Annotated in this window: 15 protein-coding genes; 3 read left to right on the plus strand and 12 right to left on the minus strand. The window is 59.8% G+C overall.

What is annotated here, in order from left to right; genetic code table 11:
- Positions 1–8 precede the first annotated feature (8 nt).
- Complete coding sequence (yigL, locus tag C1N84_RS17755; protein ID WP_058758117.1) at positions 9–809, minus strand: sugar/pyridoxal phosphate phosphatase YigL; 801 nt, start codon at positions 807–809, stop codon at positions 9–11.
- A gap of 32 nt (positions 810–841) precedes the next feature.
- Entirely contained in the window at positions 842–1837 is a 996-nt protein-coding gene (gene pldB / locus C1N84_RS17760) for a lysophospholipase L2 (RefSeq protein ID WP_058775518.1), read from the minus strand.
- 103 nt (positions 1838–1940) lie between these two features.
- Between pldB and rhtB the strand changes: the two genes are divergently transcribed.
- Positions 1941–2564 carry a homoserine/homoserine lactone efflux protein gene (rhtB, locus tag C1N84_RS17765; RefSeq protein ID WP_021506962.1) on the plus strand — a complete coding sequence of 208 codons (624 nt, stop codon included), beginning with the start codon at positions 1941–1943 and terminating at the stop codon, positions 2562–2564.
- An 81-nt stretch (positions 2565–2645) separates the two neighbouring features.
- On the opposite strand, the gene rhtC is transcribed toward rhtB, so the two are convergent.
- From rhtC to pldA, 3 genes are read right to left on the minus strand one after another with little or no spacing between them, the layout of a single operon-like run.
- Positions 2646–3269 (minus strand): threonine export protein RhtC, encoded by a 624-nt coding sequence (gene rhtC, locus C1N84_RS17770; protein ID WP_021506963.1) that lies wholly within the window; start codon positions 3267–3269, stop codon positions 2646–2648.
- 12 nt (positions 3270–3281) lie between these two features.
- Positions 3282–5105 carry an ATP-dependent DNA helicase RecQ gene (recQ, locus tag C1N84_RS17775; RefSeq protein ID WP_058758115.1) on the minus strand — a complete coding sequence of 608 codons (1824 nt, stop codon included), beginning with the start codon at positions 5103–5105 and terminating at the stop codon, positions 3282–3284.
- A 20-nt stretch (positions 5106–5125) separates the two neighbouring features.
- Positions 5126–6004, minus strand: coding sequence for a phospholipase A (gene pldA / locus C1N84_RS17780; RefSeq protein WP_021506965.1), 879 nt, complete (start codon positions 6002–6004; stop codon positions 5126–5128).
- 164 nt (positions 6005–6168) lie between these two features.
- Here pldA and C1N84_RS17785 point away from each other — a divergent pair, with 164 nt between their 5' ends.
- Both C1N84_RS17785 and rarD read left to right on the plus strand, forming a co-directional pair.
- Positions 6169–6639, plus strand: a complete 471-nt coding sequence (locus tag C1N84_RS17785; protein WP_031279610.1) for a thioesterase family protein — start codon at positions 6169–6171, stop codon at positions 6637–6639.
- Between the two features lie 43 nt (positions 6640–6682).
- On the plus strand, positions 6683–7582 hold the full coding sequence (gene rarD / locus C1N84_RS17790; protein ID WP_021506967.1) for an EamA family transporter RarD: 900 nt from the start codon (positions 6683–6685) through the stop codon (positions 7580–7582).
- Here the strand turns inward: rarD and C1N84_RS17795 are convergent.
- The 7 genes from C1N84_RS17795 to dapF all read right to left on the minus strand — a co-directional run bounded on the left by C1N84_RS17795 (position 7553) and on the right by dapF (position 15594).
- Positions 7553–8605 (minus strand): AbrB family transcriptional regulator, encoded by a 1053-nt coding sequence (locus C1N84_RS17795; RefSeq protein WP_264441787.1) that lies wholly within the window; start codon positions 8603–8605, stop codon positions 7553–7555. The two genes, rarD and C1N84_RS17795, sit on opposite strands and share 30 nt — an antisense overlap.
- A 231-nt stretch (positions 8606–8836) precedes the next feature.
- Complete coding sequence (gene corA, locus C1N84_RS17800) at positions 8837–9790, minus strand: magnesium/cobalt transporter CorA (RefSeq protein ID WP_010617090.1); 954 nt, start codon at positions 9788–9790, stop codon at positions 8837–8839.
- 321 nt (positions 9791–10111) lie between these two features.
- Complete coding sequence (uvrD, locus tag C1N84_RS17805) at positions 10112–12274, minus strand: DNA helicase II (RefSeq protein WP_058775516.1); 2163 nt, start codon at positions 12272–12274, stop codon at positions 10112–10114.
- Between the two features lie 173 nt (positions 12275–12447).
- Positions 12448–13164, minus strand: coding sequence for a 5-amino-6-(5-phospho-D-ribitylamino)uracil phosphatase YigB (yigB, locus tag C1N84_RS17810; RefSeq protein ID WP_136546533.1), 717 nt, complete (start codon positions 13162–13164; stop codon positions 12448–12450).
- Entirely contained in the window at positions 13161–14072 is a 912-nt protein-coding gene (gene xerC / locus C1N84_RS17815) for a tyrosine recombinase XerC (protein WP_264441788.1), read from the minus strand. The genes yigB and xerC overlap by 4 nt, the downstream gene beginning before the upstream one ends.
- Positions 14069–14773, minus strand: a complete 705-nt coding sequence (locus C1N84_RS17820) for a DUF484 domain-containing protein (protein ID WP_021506972.1) — start codon at positions 14771–14773, stop codon at positions 14069–14071. The genes xerC and C1N84_RS17820 overlap by 4 nt, the downstream gene beginning before the upstream one ends.
- Positions 14770–15594 carry a diaminopimelate epimerase gene (dapF, locus tag C1N84_RS17825; protein ID WP_031279612.1) on the minus strand — a complete coding sequence of 275 codons (825 nt, stop codon included), beginning with the start codon at positions 15592–15594 and terminating at the stop codon, positions 14770–14772. Before dapF ends, C1N84_RS17820 begins: the two co-directional genes overlap by 4 nt.
- Between the last annotated feature and the right edge of the window lie 19 nt (positions 15595–15613).

Genomic DNA, 15613 nt, shown 5'->3' on the forward strand with positions numbered 1-15613 from the left:
CGTTTTATTCAGGCGAGGAATAATTTACGCAGCGTCTGTGGCACCGCGTCATCGGCGTTGCTGCCAATCACTTCCAGCGTCGGCAGGGTATCTTTCAGGCGCTGATGGGCGTTACGCATGATGCAGCCTTTGCCCGCCATACTCAGCATCTCGACATCATTCATGCCGTCGCCAAACGCGATGCACTCTTTCAGCGAATAGCCAAGCTGTTTCGCCACCGCTTCCAGCGCGTGCCCTTTCGAGACGCCGCCAGCCATCACCTCCAGACAGGTGGGCAGCGAGAAACTGACGTTAACCCGGTCACCCCAGCGCGCTTCAATCGCCTGTTCCAGCGGAACCAGATGCTCCGGATCGTCGCAGGTGAAGAACACTTTGCTGATGCCGTCGGTGGCCAGCATGCCGGGCTGATACACCTGATAGGTGAACACCGATTCCTGGAAAAACTCCGCTTCCTGCGGATTATGGCGGCTGATGTGCCACTCATCGTCGCGGTAAACGTGCGTCAGGATTTTCTCATCGTGATACTTCAGGCCATACAGCTCGCTGGCGATATCGCTGTCCAGATTGTGGCTGAACACCAGTTCGCCGTCGGCGTTGTGCACGCGCGCGCCGTTTGAGGTGATCATATACGCCGGAATGCCGAGCTTATCGCGCATCTGACCGACGTCGATGTAGTGGCGTCCGGTGGCAAAGATAAAATGCACATCGCGCGCCACCAGTTCCTGCAGCGTGGTGCGGGCAAACGGCGTCAGACGATGTTGCGGAGAAAGCAGCGTGCCATCCAGGTCGGATGCAACGATGTGGTACATGTAGGCCTCTGGTATTGATGTCTAAGAATACATTAGTCACGGTGGCGCTGATAAAAGTCGACCACCGCATTGAGCGCTTCGGCGCGCATGGCGTCTGTTTCAAACAGGATCTCGTGACGCGCGCCCTGAATGATGTAAGGCGTGGTGCCTTCCACCGCATGTCCCGCTGCCGCCATGGCCTCACAAAACAGATCCTGCGCGCGGTTATCCACCACGTCGTCTTCACTGGCCTGCAGCAGCAGAATCGGTGTCGTAATCTGCGCCACCTGATTAAGGATATGGCGTCCGGCCTGAATCCCTTCCCGCACCCAGTGATAGGTCGGGCCGCCGACGCGAATCGCCGGATCGTCAGCGTAAAAGCGCAGATTGCGACGATAGCGTTCGCGACTGTGCGTCAGCCGGTTAATGCCAAACGGGCTGGCGCGCCAGCGTCCGGTGCCCAGCGCGTAGCCGTCGCGCAGCGCGGGCAGCTTTTCCGCCCAGTCGAGAATGCGGTGCGCCAGAAACGGCGGCAGCGGCAGCACGATACCAAACATCGGCGCACAAAACACCGCCGCGTGGAAGGCCTGCGGCTGGCGCGCCAGAAACAGCGCCACAATTGCGCCGCCCATCGAGTGCGCCAGCACGTAGCGCTGCTGATAGTGATGGCTGACGATCTCTTTCAGATACAGCGTTTCCAGATCGTCGACATAATCGCTGAACTCCACCACGTGACCGCGATGCGAGTCGGCCAGCAGCCGGTCTGAACGCCCCTGACCGCGATGGTCGATAATCACCACATCGTAGCCGCAGTGGAACAGGTCATAGGCCAGCTCGGGGTATTTGATGTAGCTTTCGATGCGTCCGGGCACAATCAGGATGACACGCCGGTGTTGCGGTGAGGTGAAGCGCACATAGCGAATGGTCAGATTGCCCACGCCGCTGAATTCACACTCTTCACGCTGACGCCAGAAGTCGAGCAGCGGACCGGTAGCAAAGGCTGAAAAAGCGTGCTCACGTCCGAGCCAACTCTGTTTATGCTGCTGCATCCGTCCCCCTGAAAAAACGTCAAACGCGGCTCTGCACTTAATAGCGCAGCGCGATTTTCTGGCGTATTGTGTCACACTTCACTCTCTTCAGGGAATGTCACCCATGACCATTGAATGGTGGTTAACCTACCTGTTAACCACGACCATCCTCAGCCTCTCGCCCGGTTCCGGCGCGATCAACACCATGAGCACCGGCATCAGCCACGGCTATCGCGGTGCGGCAGCCTCAATTACCGGATTACAGCTGGGTCTCGCCGTGCATATTGTGCTGGTGGGCGCCGGTCTGGGCGCGCTATTTTCGCAGTCGGTGCTGGCGTTTGAGGTACTGAAATGGGCGGGCGCGGCCTATCTGGTGTGGCTTGGCATTCAGCAGTGGCGCTCAGCGGGCGGAATCGATCTCAATGCGGTGGCCAAAGCGATGCCGCGTCGTCGTCTGTTTCAGCGAGCGCTGCTGGTGAATCTCACCAATCCAAAGAGCATTGTGTTTCTCGCCGCGCTGTTTCCGCAGTTTATCGTGCCGCACCAGCCGCAGCTGATGCAGTATCTGGTGCTCGGCGTGACCACCATCGTGGTCGACATCATTGTGATGATTGGTTACGCCACGCTGGCGACGCGCATTGCTGGCTGGATCAAAGGTCCGAAGCAGATGAAGCTGCTGAACCGGGTGTTTGGTGGCTTGTTTATGGCGGTCGGCGCACTGCTGGCCAGCGCACGTAAAATGGCGTAACGATTGGCACTGATCGTAGCGGCACGCTTTATCGCGCCCAGTTGAAACGCGCAATAAATTGCGCCGCTACGGTTCGGGATCTTATCGGGAGATGATGAGGTGAATACCAAACCCGGCAAACAGCACGCCCGCCATACCGTCCACCCACTTCGCCATCCGCTGATACTTATCGCGCATCCACGGCAGGGCAAAAATCGCCGCCACCAGGGTAAACCAGGCAAAGGTTTCACCGACGATCAGCAGGAACAGGCCCCAGCGCTCAATCGCGCCCACATCGTTGCCCACGAACAGTGAAAACACACTGCCGAAGTAGATGATGGCTTTCGGGTTAGACAGGTTGGTGAGAAACCCTTTGAGGAAGCTCATGCCACGCTTTGGCAGCTCAACCACCGGCGCTTCCGTATGAGGTTGCTTGTGACGCTGACGCGCCGAGCGCAGCAGCTGCCAGCCCATCCACAGCAGATACAGCCCGCCACCGACCATGATGATTTCATGCAGCCACGCCATTTTCTCCAGAATCAGATGCAGGCCCATCAGCGCGACACCGGCCCAAATCACAATCCCCAGCGTAATGCCGAGCACGCCCATCATCGCCTCTTTGCGCGAGCGGCTGGCGGCGGTCTGTGAGACAAAAAAGAAGTCCGGTCCCGGACTCATCAGCGCAACCAGATGCACCAGCGCGACGGTGGCAAATAACATCAGCATGGTTTATTTCCCTTATTCTTCATCAAGATGTTCTTTGATCATCAGCAGAAACGGCTTACCGAAGCGCTCCAGTTTGCGATGACCGACCCCGTTCACGCTCAGCATCTCTGAAGCGCTGACCGGCATTTGTTCTGCCATTTCAATCAGCGTGGCGTCGTTAAACACCACGTAAGGCGGAATATTCTCTTCGTCGGCGATGGCTTTACGCAGCTTACGCAACTTGGCGAACAGCTTGCGATCGTAATTGCCGCCGTAGACTTTTGGCGCGCTGCTGCGGCTTTTCACCGTCACGGTACGCGGTACCGCCAGCATCAGCGGCACTTCAGCGCGCAGCACCGGGCGCGCGGCCTCGGTGAGCTGCAGCGCCGAGTGCATAGCGATGTTTTGCGTCACCATGCCCAGATGGATCAGCTGGCGCAGCACGCTGACCCAGTGCTCCTGACTCTGCTCGCGCCCGAGGCCGTACACCGGCAGTTTGTCGTGGCCGTTATCGCGGATGCGCTGGTTGGTTGAGCCGCGCAAAACTTCAACAATATAGCTCATCCCAAAACGCTGCCCGGTACGATAAATGCCCGACAGCGCTTTTTGCGCTTCGACCAGGCCGTCATAGCGCCGCGGCGGATCGAGGCAGATATCGCAGTTGCCGCACGGCTGCTGGCGACCTTCACCAAAGTAGTTAAGCAGCACCAGACGACGGCAGGTTTGCGCCTCGGCAAACGCGCCCATGGCGTTCAGTTTGTGGCGTTCAATATCCTGCAGCGGCCCGGGCGCTTTCTCTTCCAGACACTTACGCAGCCACGCCATGTCAGCCGGGTCGTACAGCATCATCGCTTCCGCCGGCAGGCCATCACGCCCGGCGCGGCCCGTCTCCTGATAATAGGATTCGATATTGCGCGGAATGTCGAAGTGCACCACAAAACGCACGTTGGGCTTGTTAATACCCATGCCGAACGCCACGGTCGCGACCACGATTTGCAAATCGTCACGCTGAAAGGCTTCCTGCACGCGTGCGCGCTGCTCGCTGTCGATGCCGGCATGATAAGCGCCAACGCTGATGCCGCGACTCTGCAGACGCGCAGCGGTGTCTTCCACTTTGGCGCGGCTGTTACAGTAGATGATGCCGCTTTTGCCGCGCTGATCCTGCACATAGCGCAGCAGTTGCTCGGTAGGCTTGAACTTCTCCACCAGCGTGTAGCGAATGTTGGGGCGGTCAAAACTGCTGATCTGAATCAGCGGATCGTGCATCTGCAGCAGATGCACGATGTCGTTACGCGTGGCTTCATCGGCGGTGGCGGTCAGCGCCATCACCGGCAGCTGCGGAATGCGCTGGCGCAGCTGACCGAGCGCGCCATATTCCGGACGGAAATCGTGGCCCCACTGCGAAATACAGTGCGCTTCATCGACGGCCAGCATCACCGGATTCCAGTGCTGCAGGGTGTCGAGGAAGTTATCCATCATCAGACGTTCCGGCGCGATGTACAGCAGCCGCAGTTTGCCGCTGCGGCAGTCCGCAAACACCTGCTGCTGCTGCTCACGCGTCTGCGTCGAGTTAAGGCACGCCGCCGCCACGCCGTTCGCCAGCAGCTGATCAACCTGATCTTTCATCAGTGAAATCAGCGGCGAAACCACCAGCGTCAGCCCTTCGCGCACCAGCGCCGGGATTTGATAGCACAGCGATTTGCCGCCGCCGGTCGGCATCACCACCAGGCAGTCGCGCCCTGACAGCGCGGTTTCGATGATGGTTTGCTGACCCGGACGGAACTGCTGATAGCCGAAGGTATCCTGTAATACCTGCTGCGCCAGCATTTCCTGATTAAGCACTGCCGATGTTGCCACGGTAATCCTGTTTTGACTGGTTAGAACAGATCGTTAAGCGTTACGCCGACGCCAAGACGCGTCTGGCGATGGTTATAGTCAATAAGGGATTCACCATAACCGCTGAACAGCTGCGTGTAAAAGCGCACGTGTTCAGAAATCGGATAGCTCCACGCGAAGGTTGCACCGCCGTAGCCGCTATTCCAGTTGTAGTTGCCTTCCACGCTGAAAATGCTGTCGCCGAGCATATAGCCCAGCTTCGCGCGGTAGTAGCCCATGTATTTGGTGATGTCCGGGTTATCGTCGTTGCTGGCACTTTCCGGCAGACGATACCAGGGTTTGATTTCCGCCAGGAAGTTGCCGTTCTCCGCCATCAGACGGGCGTAAGCGCGGTTCCAGCTGCGTGACGTGGGATCGCTGCGGCCGTTTGACTGATGATTCAGACCCAGCTCGACGTCGCGTAATGTCCAGCCGCCCAGCGAATAGTCGGTGGCCCAGCCGAGAAAAATCTGCGGCTCATAGTTGGTTTCACGAAACGGTGATGAAGCCCCCCGGTTCGACAGCTGCCACCAGGAGCGCTGAGTATACGACGCGGCCAGCACCGAGTTGTCACCCAAAATGCCGCGCCACAGCGGAAACGCCAGGCTGAGCTGGAATTTTACTTCATCCTTTTTCGCTTTGTCTGCCCAGTTGTAAGAGGAAATCGCCTCTTTATTCATGTCGCTGGTGTAGGTGTAAAGCAGATAGTTATTTTCATAGGGATAAAGCACGAATGGGTTATCGTGTTTTTCCAGCAGGTTAGCGATAATACTGCCCTTCACCGCTGGTGCGTCATGAACCTCTTTCACGGTGGCTTCATCGGCCTGCGCCAGCGCAGGAACCATAAATGCCGCGGCCAGCAAGGCGTACTGCTTACGCATAGAATTCTCCAGAGCGCTGCAAAAGTTATCGTCGGGCGACGGTTCAAAAAGCACGCCATTCTACACGCAAACCCGGTGGTTGATTAGCGCGGATTTCTGAAACTGGAAAGCGGCGCGAACGCGGCATAATATACACAATTCCTTAACATCTTAAGGCAGGAAAAATGTCATCCCCGATGCTGACACAGCAGGAAGCGCGCCGGCTGATTGGCGAAATTTTTGTCTATCACATGCCGTTTAATCAGGCACTGGGCCTTGAGCTGGATCGCCTTGAAGCCGATTACGCCGAACTCGGCTTTGCCAATAAAACCATGCTGGTGGGTAACGCCGCGCAGCAGATCCTGCACGGTGGCGTGATTGCCTCAGTGCTGGATGTTGCCGCCGGGCTGGTGTGCGTCAGCCATGCGCTGTCGCGCCAGCAGAGCATCAGCGAAGAGGAGCTGCGTCAGCGCCTGTCGCGCATGGGCACCATTGATATGCGCGTCGACTACCTGCGCCCGGGCCGCGGCGAGCGCTTTGTCGCCACCAGCAGTCTGCTGCGCGCCGGGAATAAAGTCGCGGTAGCGCGCGTCGAATTGCACAATCAGCAGGGCGATTACATCGCCACTGCGACTGCGACCTATCTTATTGGTTAACTTCGCGCGGCCTGCGACACTCGCCGCTTTTCTGGAATAGATGATGGATACGCAACAAACGCGTCAGGGCATTTTTTATGCGCTGGGCGCTTACTTTATCTGGGGCATCGCGCCGGCCTATTTCAAGCTGGTCAAAGAGGTGCCACCGACGGAAATTATGACCCACCGTGTGATTTGGTCGGCCCTGTTTATGCTGGGACTGATTACCCTGAGCCGCAGCTGGCGTCAGGTACGCAGCGTGCTGGCCCAGCCGAAAAAAGTGCTGCTGCTGGCGCTGACCGCACTGACCATCGGCGGCAACTGGCTGCTGTTTATCTGGGCGGTGAATAATCAGCATATGCTGGAGGCCAGCCTCGGCTACTTTATTAACCCACTGATTAACGTGGTGTTTGGCATGCTATTTCTGCGTGAGCGCTTCCGCCGCCTGCAGTGGCTGGCGGTGCTGCTGGCGGCCACCGGCGTGCTGGTGCAGCTGTGGCAGTTCGGTTCGCTGCCGGTCATCGGCCTCGGCCTGGCGCTGAGCTTCGCGCTGTACGGACTGGTGCGCAAGAAGATTCAGGTAGATGCACAGAGCGGTATGCTGATTGAAACCGCGTGGCTGTTCCCGCTGGCGGCCATCTATCTGTTTGGCTTTGCCGACAGCGCCACCAGCCACCTCAGCGCTAATCCGCTCAGCCTGAACCTCAAGCTGATCGCCGCCGGCATCATTACCACCATTCCGCTGATGCTGTTCGCCGCCGCCTGCGCGCGCCTGCGCCTGTCGACGGTCGGTTTCTTTCAATATCTGGGGCCGACGCTGATGTTCCTGCTGGCGGTGCTGTTTTACGGTGAGAGCCTGACGCCGGATAAAATGGTGACCTTCGGCTTCATCTGGCTGGCGCTGGCGATCTTCATTCTGGACGCGCTGCTGTTTTCAGCCCGCACGCGCGTGCGCATAGCGTGAGATAAAACGGGCCATCGCCGGGCCAGTGAGCAGAATGGTAAACAGACGCAGCGTCTGCAGCGCCATAACAAACGCGATATCGACCCGGCTGCCAGCAGCAATAATCGCCACCGTATCCAGCCCGCCCGGGCTGGTTGCCAGATAAGCGGTCATCAGATCGACGTGCAGCACGCGCGTCAGCATCCACGCCAGCCCCCCGCACAACAGCATCAGGCCGATAATCGAGGCGATCATTTGCGGTAGCGTGCGCAGCGCCAGCAAAAAGATCGGCCGGGTAAAGCGCAGGCCAACGCTCCAGCCGATCAGCGCATAGGCCAGTGCCAGCAGCCACTCCGGCACCTGCAGCGTCGCGACACCTGTTCCGTGCAGCGTGGCACCCATCAGCGCCGGCAGCAGCAGCGCGCCGGACGGAATACGCAGTTTCTGCCCCAGCCACGCGCCCACCACCATCACCAGCAGCGTCAGCGCGAAGCCACTGTGCAGCGGCGGCAGCCAGACAATGTGGGCGGCGGCACCGCTGTTGCCGAGGCCGATGCGGGCCACCACGGCCGCGGCGGTAGCAACAAACAGTACGCGCAGATATTGCATAAACGCCACCAGCCGCACGTCAGCGCCAAAATCGCCCGCCATCGCCACCATTGCGGACGCGCCGCCCGGCGACGATCCCCACGCGCCGGTGGGTCCCGGCAGCGAGCTAAAGCGCACCAGCAGAAAACCGGACAGCCCGCTGGCCGCCAGCGTCAGCAGCAGCACCGCCAGCACCACCGGCCAGTCATCGAGCAGCGGCGAGAGGATCGCAGGCGACAGGCTCTGGCCGATCATGCAGCCCAGCACCGCCTGTGCCAGCACGAACAGCCGTTTGTCGATGCGCACGGTTGCGCCGCTCAGCCCCATAATGGTACCGACAATCATCGGACCGAGCAGCAGTGCAGCCGGCAGGTGCAATAGCTGGAGCAGGCAGCCCAGCACCAGCGAAGCCGTCAACAGCAGCGCCCACTGCTGCCGCAAAGAGAAACGCGCCATAAGGAGGAAATCAGAAAGTGAGTTGAGGCAACAGGTTAGCAGATTAGCGCTGGCGCGTCAGGGGTAAGGCGCCAGCAAAAGACCGCACGCTGTTGTAGCGGCGCAATTTATTGCGCTCAGGTTTGCGTATTAATAACGCGAATGCCACGACGCAATATGCTGAGCATCCGTTAGACAAAGCGCGATGAATCGCGCCGCTACGGTTCTGTGCGATGATGCAATGCTGTGCGATTACAGCCAGTTCTTCCGTTTGAAATAGAGATACGGCGCCAGCCCGGCGAGAATCATCAGGCCAATCGCACCGGGATAACCAAAGCTCCACTTCAGCTCCGGCATAAACTCAAAGTTCATACCGTAGCTGGAGGCCACCAGCGTCGGCGGCAGGAACACCACGGACACCACCGAGAAGATTTTGATGATGCGGTTCTGCTCGATGTTAATAAAGCCCATCGCCGCCTGCATCAGGAAGTTAACCTTCTGGAACAGTGATTCGTTGTGCGGCAGCAGCGATTCGATGTCGCGCAGGATCTCGCGCGCCTGCTCCAGCTGATTGCCCGGCAGCCGCGCTTTACGCACCAGGAAGTTCAGCGCGCGCTGGGTATCCATCAGACACAACCGCACCTTCCAGCCGATATCTTCCAGCTCCGCCAGGCGCGACAGCGCGTCGTCGTACTCTTCGCCCTGCTGCCCTTCCATGATCACGCGGCTGAGTTTTTCCAGCGCGCTATAAATGTTCTCGATCTCATCCGCCAGCTGCTCGATTTTGGTTTCGAACAGATCGAGCAGCAGCTCGTAGGCGTTGCCGTCGGTCAGCTGCTGATTGCGCGCGCGCATGCGGTACAGGCGGAACGCCGGCAGCTCACGCTCGCGCAGCGTGTACAGACGATCTTCGCGGATGGTAAACGCCACGGTGGAGTTGCCGGCGTGATCTTCAGCATCTTCAAAAAAGAAAAAGGAGTGGATGTGCAGGCCGTCTTCGTCCTCGAAGAAACGCGCCGAGGCCTCAATGTCCTCCAGCTCGGGGCGCGTTGCCAGGCTCTGCCCCAGTTCCGACTGCACGCGCTCACGCTCGCTGTCGTCCGGCTCGATCAAATCGACCCACACCGAGGTGTTGAGTTTGTCGTTGTTGTCTTCCAGCTCGATGCGCGTCAGGCGATCGCGCTCCAGTTTAAATGCGCTCAGCATAGCAATACTCCCCATTGCAGACGACATGGGACAAGGCGGTGAACCGCAGTGCTGCTGGCACCACGGGCACGGCAAAGCCTGAACGCGGAAACTTTCGCTTCAAGGGTAAATCAGTGCTGACTCGTGCGACGGGATCAAAAAGGGAGGTCGCTGATAACCGCTAAGGCTACCCGCGTTAAAGAGGTAGCCTTAGAAATTGTCCCTGTTAACCAGGGTATAGAGCCAGCATCGACTGGGCGCGTCCAAGGCATTGTCCTCTCATGATAATAGTGCGCGCATGTTACGCTGAGACGAAAAAGTCGTCAAGGTAGCGCAACCGCGCTACACGGTTTCCAGCCGGGCGTAAGCCGCCACCAGCCACTTGATGCCCTGGCCCTGGAAGGCCACCTGCAGACGGCTGTGCTCGCCGCTGCCTTCCAGATTGATAATGGTGCCTTCGCCGAACTTAGCGTGGCGCACGCGCTGCCCGAGCGCGAAGCCGCTGTCGCTCTTCGCCACCGGTGTGCCCATGCGCTGATGACTCACCGGCCGGCTCACGCTGGCGCGCAGCCGCACCTCTTCCACGCACTCTTCCGGCAGTTCACCAATGAAGCGCGATGGCCGGTGATACACTTCCTTACCATAAAGGCGACGGGTTTCGGCGTAGGTGAGCGTCAGCTTCTCCATCGCGCGCGTCACGCCGACATACGCCAGGCGACGCTCCTCCTCCAGCCGGCCGCCTTCGTCCAGCGACATCTGGCTCGGGAACATGCCCTCTTCCATGCCGACGATAAACACCTGGCTGAACTCCAGCCCTTTCGCCGAGTGCAGCGTCATCAGCTGCACCGCATCCTGCCATTTGTCCGCCTGGCCTTCGCCAGCTTCCAGCGCCGCGTGCGACAGAAACGCCTGCAGCGGCATCAGATCTTCGTCTTCGTCCTGATAGCTGAACTGCCGCGTGGCGGTGACCAGTTCCTCTAAGTTTTCGATACGCGCCTGGCCTTTTTCGCCCTTTTCCTGCTCGTACATCAGCCACAGGCCGGAGTCTTTAATCACCCGATCGGTCTGTACGTGCAGTGGCAGCTCAGCGGTTTCCGTTGCCAGCGCATCCACCAGCTCGCAGAAGCGCTGCAGCGCCGAGGCGGCACGGCCGGCCAGCGCTTTGGATTGCAGCAGTGTGCGCGTGGCCTGCCACAGCGTCAGCTGCTGCTCACGCGCGGTCTGCCGCACCACGTCGAGCGTGCGATCGCCAACGCCGCGCACCGGCGTGTTGACCACGCGCTCGAATGCCGCATCGTCATTGCGGTTGGCCAGCAGTCGCAGATAGGCCAGCGCATCTTTGATCTCCTGGCGCTCGAAGAAGCGCATGCCGCCGTAAATGCGGTACGGCATGCTGCCCTGCAGCAGCGCCTCTTCCAGCACGCGCGACTGGGCGTTGCTGCGGTAGAGAATGGCGCAATCCTGCAGCGCGTTGCCGTTTTCATGCCAGGTTTTGATGCGATTGACGACAAAGCGCGCTTCATCCAGCTCGTTGAACGCGCAATACAGCGAAATCTTTTCGCCATCGCTGCCGTCGGTCCACAGCTCTTTCCCCAGGCGGCCATTGTTGTTGGCAATCAGGGCGTTGGCTGCTTTCAGAATATTATTGGTGGAGCGATAGTTCTGCTCGAGACGAATGGTTTCCGCGCCTGGGAAATCCTGCAGGAAACGCTGGATGTTCTCCACCTGCGCGCCGCGCCAGCCGTAAATGGACTGATCGTCATCGCCAACGATGATGACCCGGCCGCTGTCGCCTGCCAGCATGCGAATCCACGCGTACTGAATATTGTTGGTGTCCTGGAATTCGTCCACCAGAATATTGCTGAAGCGCTCGCGGTAGTGATTGAGAATCTGTGGCTTGTTGAGCCACAGCTCATGCGCCCGCAGCAGCAGTTCGGCGAAGTCGACCAGCCCGGCGCGATCGCAGGCTTCCTGGTACGCCTGATAGATACGCAGCCACGTCTGCTCCACCGGATTGCCGTAGCTTTCGATGTGCTTAGGCCGCAGCCCTTCGTCCTTTTTGCCGTTGATGTACCACATGCCCTGACGCGCCGGCCACTGTTTCTCGTCGAGGTTCATGGCTTTGATCAGGCGCTTGAGCAGACGCAGCTGATCTTCGCTGTCGAGGATCTGAAAATCCTGCGGCAGCCCGGCATCCAGGTGGTGCGCGCGCAGTAAACGGTGCGCCAGGCCGTGGAAAGTACCAATCCACATGCCGCCCTGGCTGGTACCGATCAGCTGGTCGATACGGTGGCGCATCTCCGCCGCCGCCTTGTTGGTGAAGGTCACCGCCATGATTGAGTAAGGCGAGCAGTTCTCTACCGACAACAGCCAGGCGATGCGATGCACCAGCACGCGGGTTTTACCGCTGCCTGCTCCGGCCAGCACCAGCAGATTGCTGCGCGGCGCGGCGACCGCTTCGCGCTGTTTGTCATTCAAGCCGTTAAGCAGATCGGAAACGTCCATAAGCACCGTTTTAAGCAAGTAGGATGCGTATCCTGCACCGTTCGCGTTGCCGCCAGGCGGCAAGGGCAGACATCTGCGAGGGCGTAATCAGCTAAGCGATCAGGCTGGTGACACACAGCCTGCACGGCCACGCGTTGCAGAATACAGAATACGACTGGATAAATTTACAGCCATTATAGCAGCGAGGTCAGCGATGCCAACTGATGAATTTCCACGTGTGGCAGCAGGCGCGCGTCATCAATCTTCATCAGATTGCCGTCACGCAGGTTGATCCAGCACGCCTGCAGACCGGCGCGCAGCGCACCGGCGACGTCGGTGGTCAGGTCATCGCCGACGTGCAGAATATGCTGCGGCGCAATGCCCAACCGTTCGGCGGCCAGATGGTACATATCCTGCCACGGCTTGGCGCGGCCGTGCGGACCGGCGCGCAGCGCGAACTGGAAGTAGTGATCAATGCCGAGCTTTTGCGGGTCGGCGTTGCCATTGGTGATCGCCACCAGCGGCACGCGCTCGCCGAGCCAGGTCAGCGTCTGATGCGTCTCTTCTGGCATCTCCACCGCACTGCGCCACTGGTGAAACACGCTCATCACGTCGCGGGCACCTGCGCTGGCTTGCGCGGCCGGCAGTCCGGCGTTGAGCAGCGCCAGCTCTACCGAGCGGCGACGCCACTCAGAGACATCGTGATAAATTTCCGGCTCACGCCGCAGCAGTTCATCGCGCAGCGCCTGATAATCTTCCGGCGTAAACTCGCGCAGCGCCGGGTGATACGCCTGCAGTGCAGCGTGCGATTCCGCCGTGGTTTTGCGGATCACCGGATAGTTGTCATACAGCGTATCGTCGAGATCGAAGGTGATGGCTTTGATCGGGCCCAGCGGGCGATAAAACTTCATTCAGACTTTCCTCGTTTGGCACGCGGGTGTGCCGCATCGTACACCGACGCCAGATGCTGGAAATCCAGGTGGGTATAGATTTGCGTGGTCGAGAGGTTGGCGTGGCCGAGCAGCTCCTGCACCGCGCGCAGATCGCCGCTCGATTCCAGCAGATGGGTAGCAAACGAGTGGCGCAGCTTGTGCGGGTGGATATGGCTGGCGACGCCCTGCTTAATGCCCCATTCGGCGAAGCGTTTCTGCACATTGCGCGCCGAAATACGGCTGCCGCGCGTCGACACGAAAACCGCATCATCCTGCGGCGCGAAGCTGTTGCGTAACGGCAGCCAGTGCTGCAGCCAGGTGACGGCGGTGCCGCCAATCGGCACGCGGCGCTCTTTACTGCCTTTGCCCCGCACCCAGACTTCACCGCTCTCCAGGTCCAGATGACGACAGTCGATGCCCACCAGCTCAGCGAGACGTAAACCGCCGCCGTACATGGTTTCCAGCATGGCGCGGTCGCGCACTGCCAGCGGATCGTCGAGCTCGATCTCCAGCAGCTGGCTGACTTCGTCGACATCCATATTTTTTGGCAGATGCCGTGCGTTGCGCGGCGTGGCGATGCCTTTGGCCGGATTGGCGCTCAGCATGCCCTGACTGACCTGCCAGTCGAGAAAGCTGCGCAGCGCCGACATGCGCAGCGCCAGGCTACTGGCACCGAGACCGCCGCGCCGGCTGCGCGCCGCCAGACTGCGCACCTGTGCCGGTTCCAGCTGCGACCACGCGGTAATGTGCATGTCATCCGCCATGGCGATAAGCGCCTGCAGCTGGCGCTGGTAATTCTTTTGCGTCAGCGGGCTGAGCTGGCGTTCGACTTTCAGATAGCGCAGAAAACCCTCAACGGCCGGCAACAGCGGGCTGGCGCTGCTCATGCGCGCTCCACCCAGCGAGACAGCAGGTCGGGCAGCATTTGTGCCAGATGCTGCAGCAGCAGCGTGCCCATGCCCGCCTGATAGTGCTGGTTGTCGCGGCTGCTGAAGATCAGTACGCCAAGATCGCCCTGCTCGCCCATCAGCGACATCGCCACCGATCCGACGGCTTTTGCCTGCGGCAGCAGCAGCAGCAGCTCCGGTCCGTTCAGACTGCCAAGGTAGTGATGCTGCTGACCAAAGCGCTGGATGCGCAGCGGCTCAAACGCCTGGCGTGACAGACCAAGCTGGGTGAAATCGGAGGGTGCGCCGATGCGCCAGCGGTCGCTGAACAGCCGCACATTAGCGCCCGCCAGGCCAAGCTCGCGCGCCCAGCGATGCAGGCGCGTCAGCATCTCCTGCAGGCTATCGGCCGCCGCGAGATGGCTCTGCAACGCCAGCAGGCGATCGAACAGCTGATGATTGGCGGTTGCCTGCTCCATCAGCAGCGTGATCTCCTCTTCCAGCTGCTGGATGTGGTTGCGCTGACGCGCCATATGCCACTCCACCAGCGATACGCTGCCGCGCACCGGATGCGGCACCATCATTTGCTCAACCTGGCGCGCATTGCGAATAAAGAAATCGGGGTTGTGACGCAGCCAGGCGCTCACCGCCTGATCGTCCAGCAAAACCGCGCTGTCGGTCTGCTCTTCGATATTTTTCATAGATGAATAAACCCATCATAGACGTGTGTGGCTGGCCCGGTCATAAACAGCGGCTGACCGGCCCCTTTCCAGGCGATATGCAGCGTGCCGCCGGGCAGATCGACGCGCACTTTCTCCGCCAGAATGCCCTGCTGAATGCCGCAGGCCACTGCGGCGCAGGCGCCGCTGCCGCACGCCTGGGTTTCGCCCGCGCCGCGTTCATACACGCGCAGACGGATGTGTTCCGGATTGACCACTTCCATAAAGCCGACGTTCACGCGCTCGGGAAAGCGCTCATGGCTCTCCAGTGCCGGACCGAGCGTCTCCACCGCGGCGGTTTTCACGCTTTCAACCTGAATCACGCAGTGTGGATTGCCCATTGATACCGCGCCAAACATCACGGTCTGCTCGGCCACGCGCTGCAGATAGAGGTTTTCCGCCTTGTTAGCGCGCAGCGGCACCTGCTGCGGGTCAAAGTTGGGCTCGCCCATGTTAACGCGTACCAGCTCATCGCTGGTGACGCTCAGTACCATGCGGCCGGTCTGGGTGCTGACGCGAATGTCGCTTTTATTGGTCAGCCCTTTGAGGCGAACAAAGCGGGCAAAACAGCGCGCGCCGTTGCCGCACTGTGCCACTTCGCTGCCGTCAGCGTTGAAGATGCGGTAGTGGAAATCGAGATCCGGATCGTAAGGTGGCTCGACGATCAGCAACTGATCGAAGCCGATCCCCAGATGCCGATCCGCCAGGCGGCGAATCAGTTCCGGCGAAAAAAAGACGTTTTGCGTCACGGCATCGACGACCATAAAGTCGTTACCGAGACCGTGCATTTTCGAGAACTGCATTTTCTGCTCCGCCGGATGA

The sequence above is a fragment of the Pantoea sp. SGAir0418 genome, assembly GCF_043529865.1.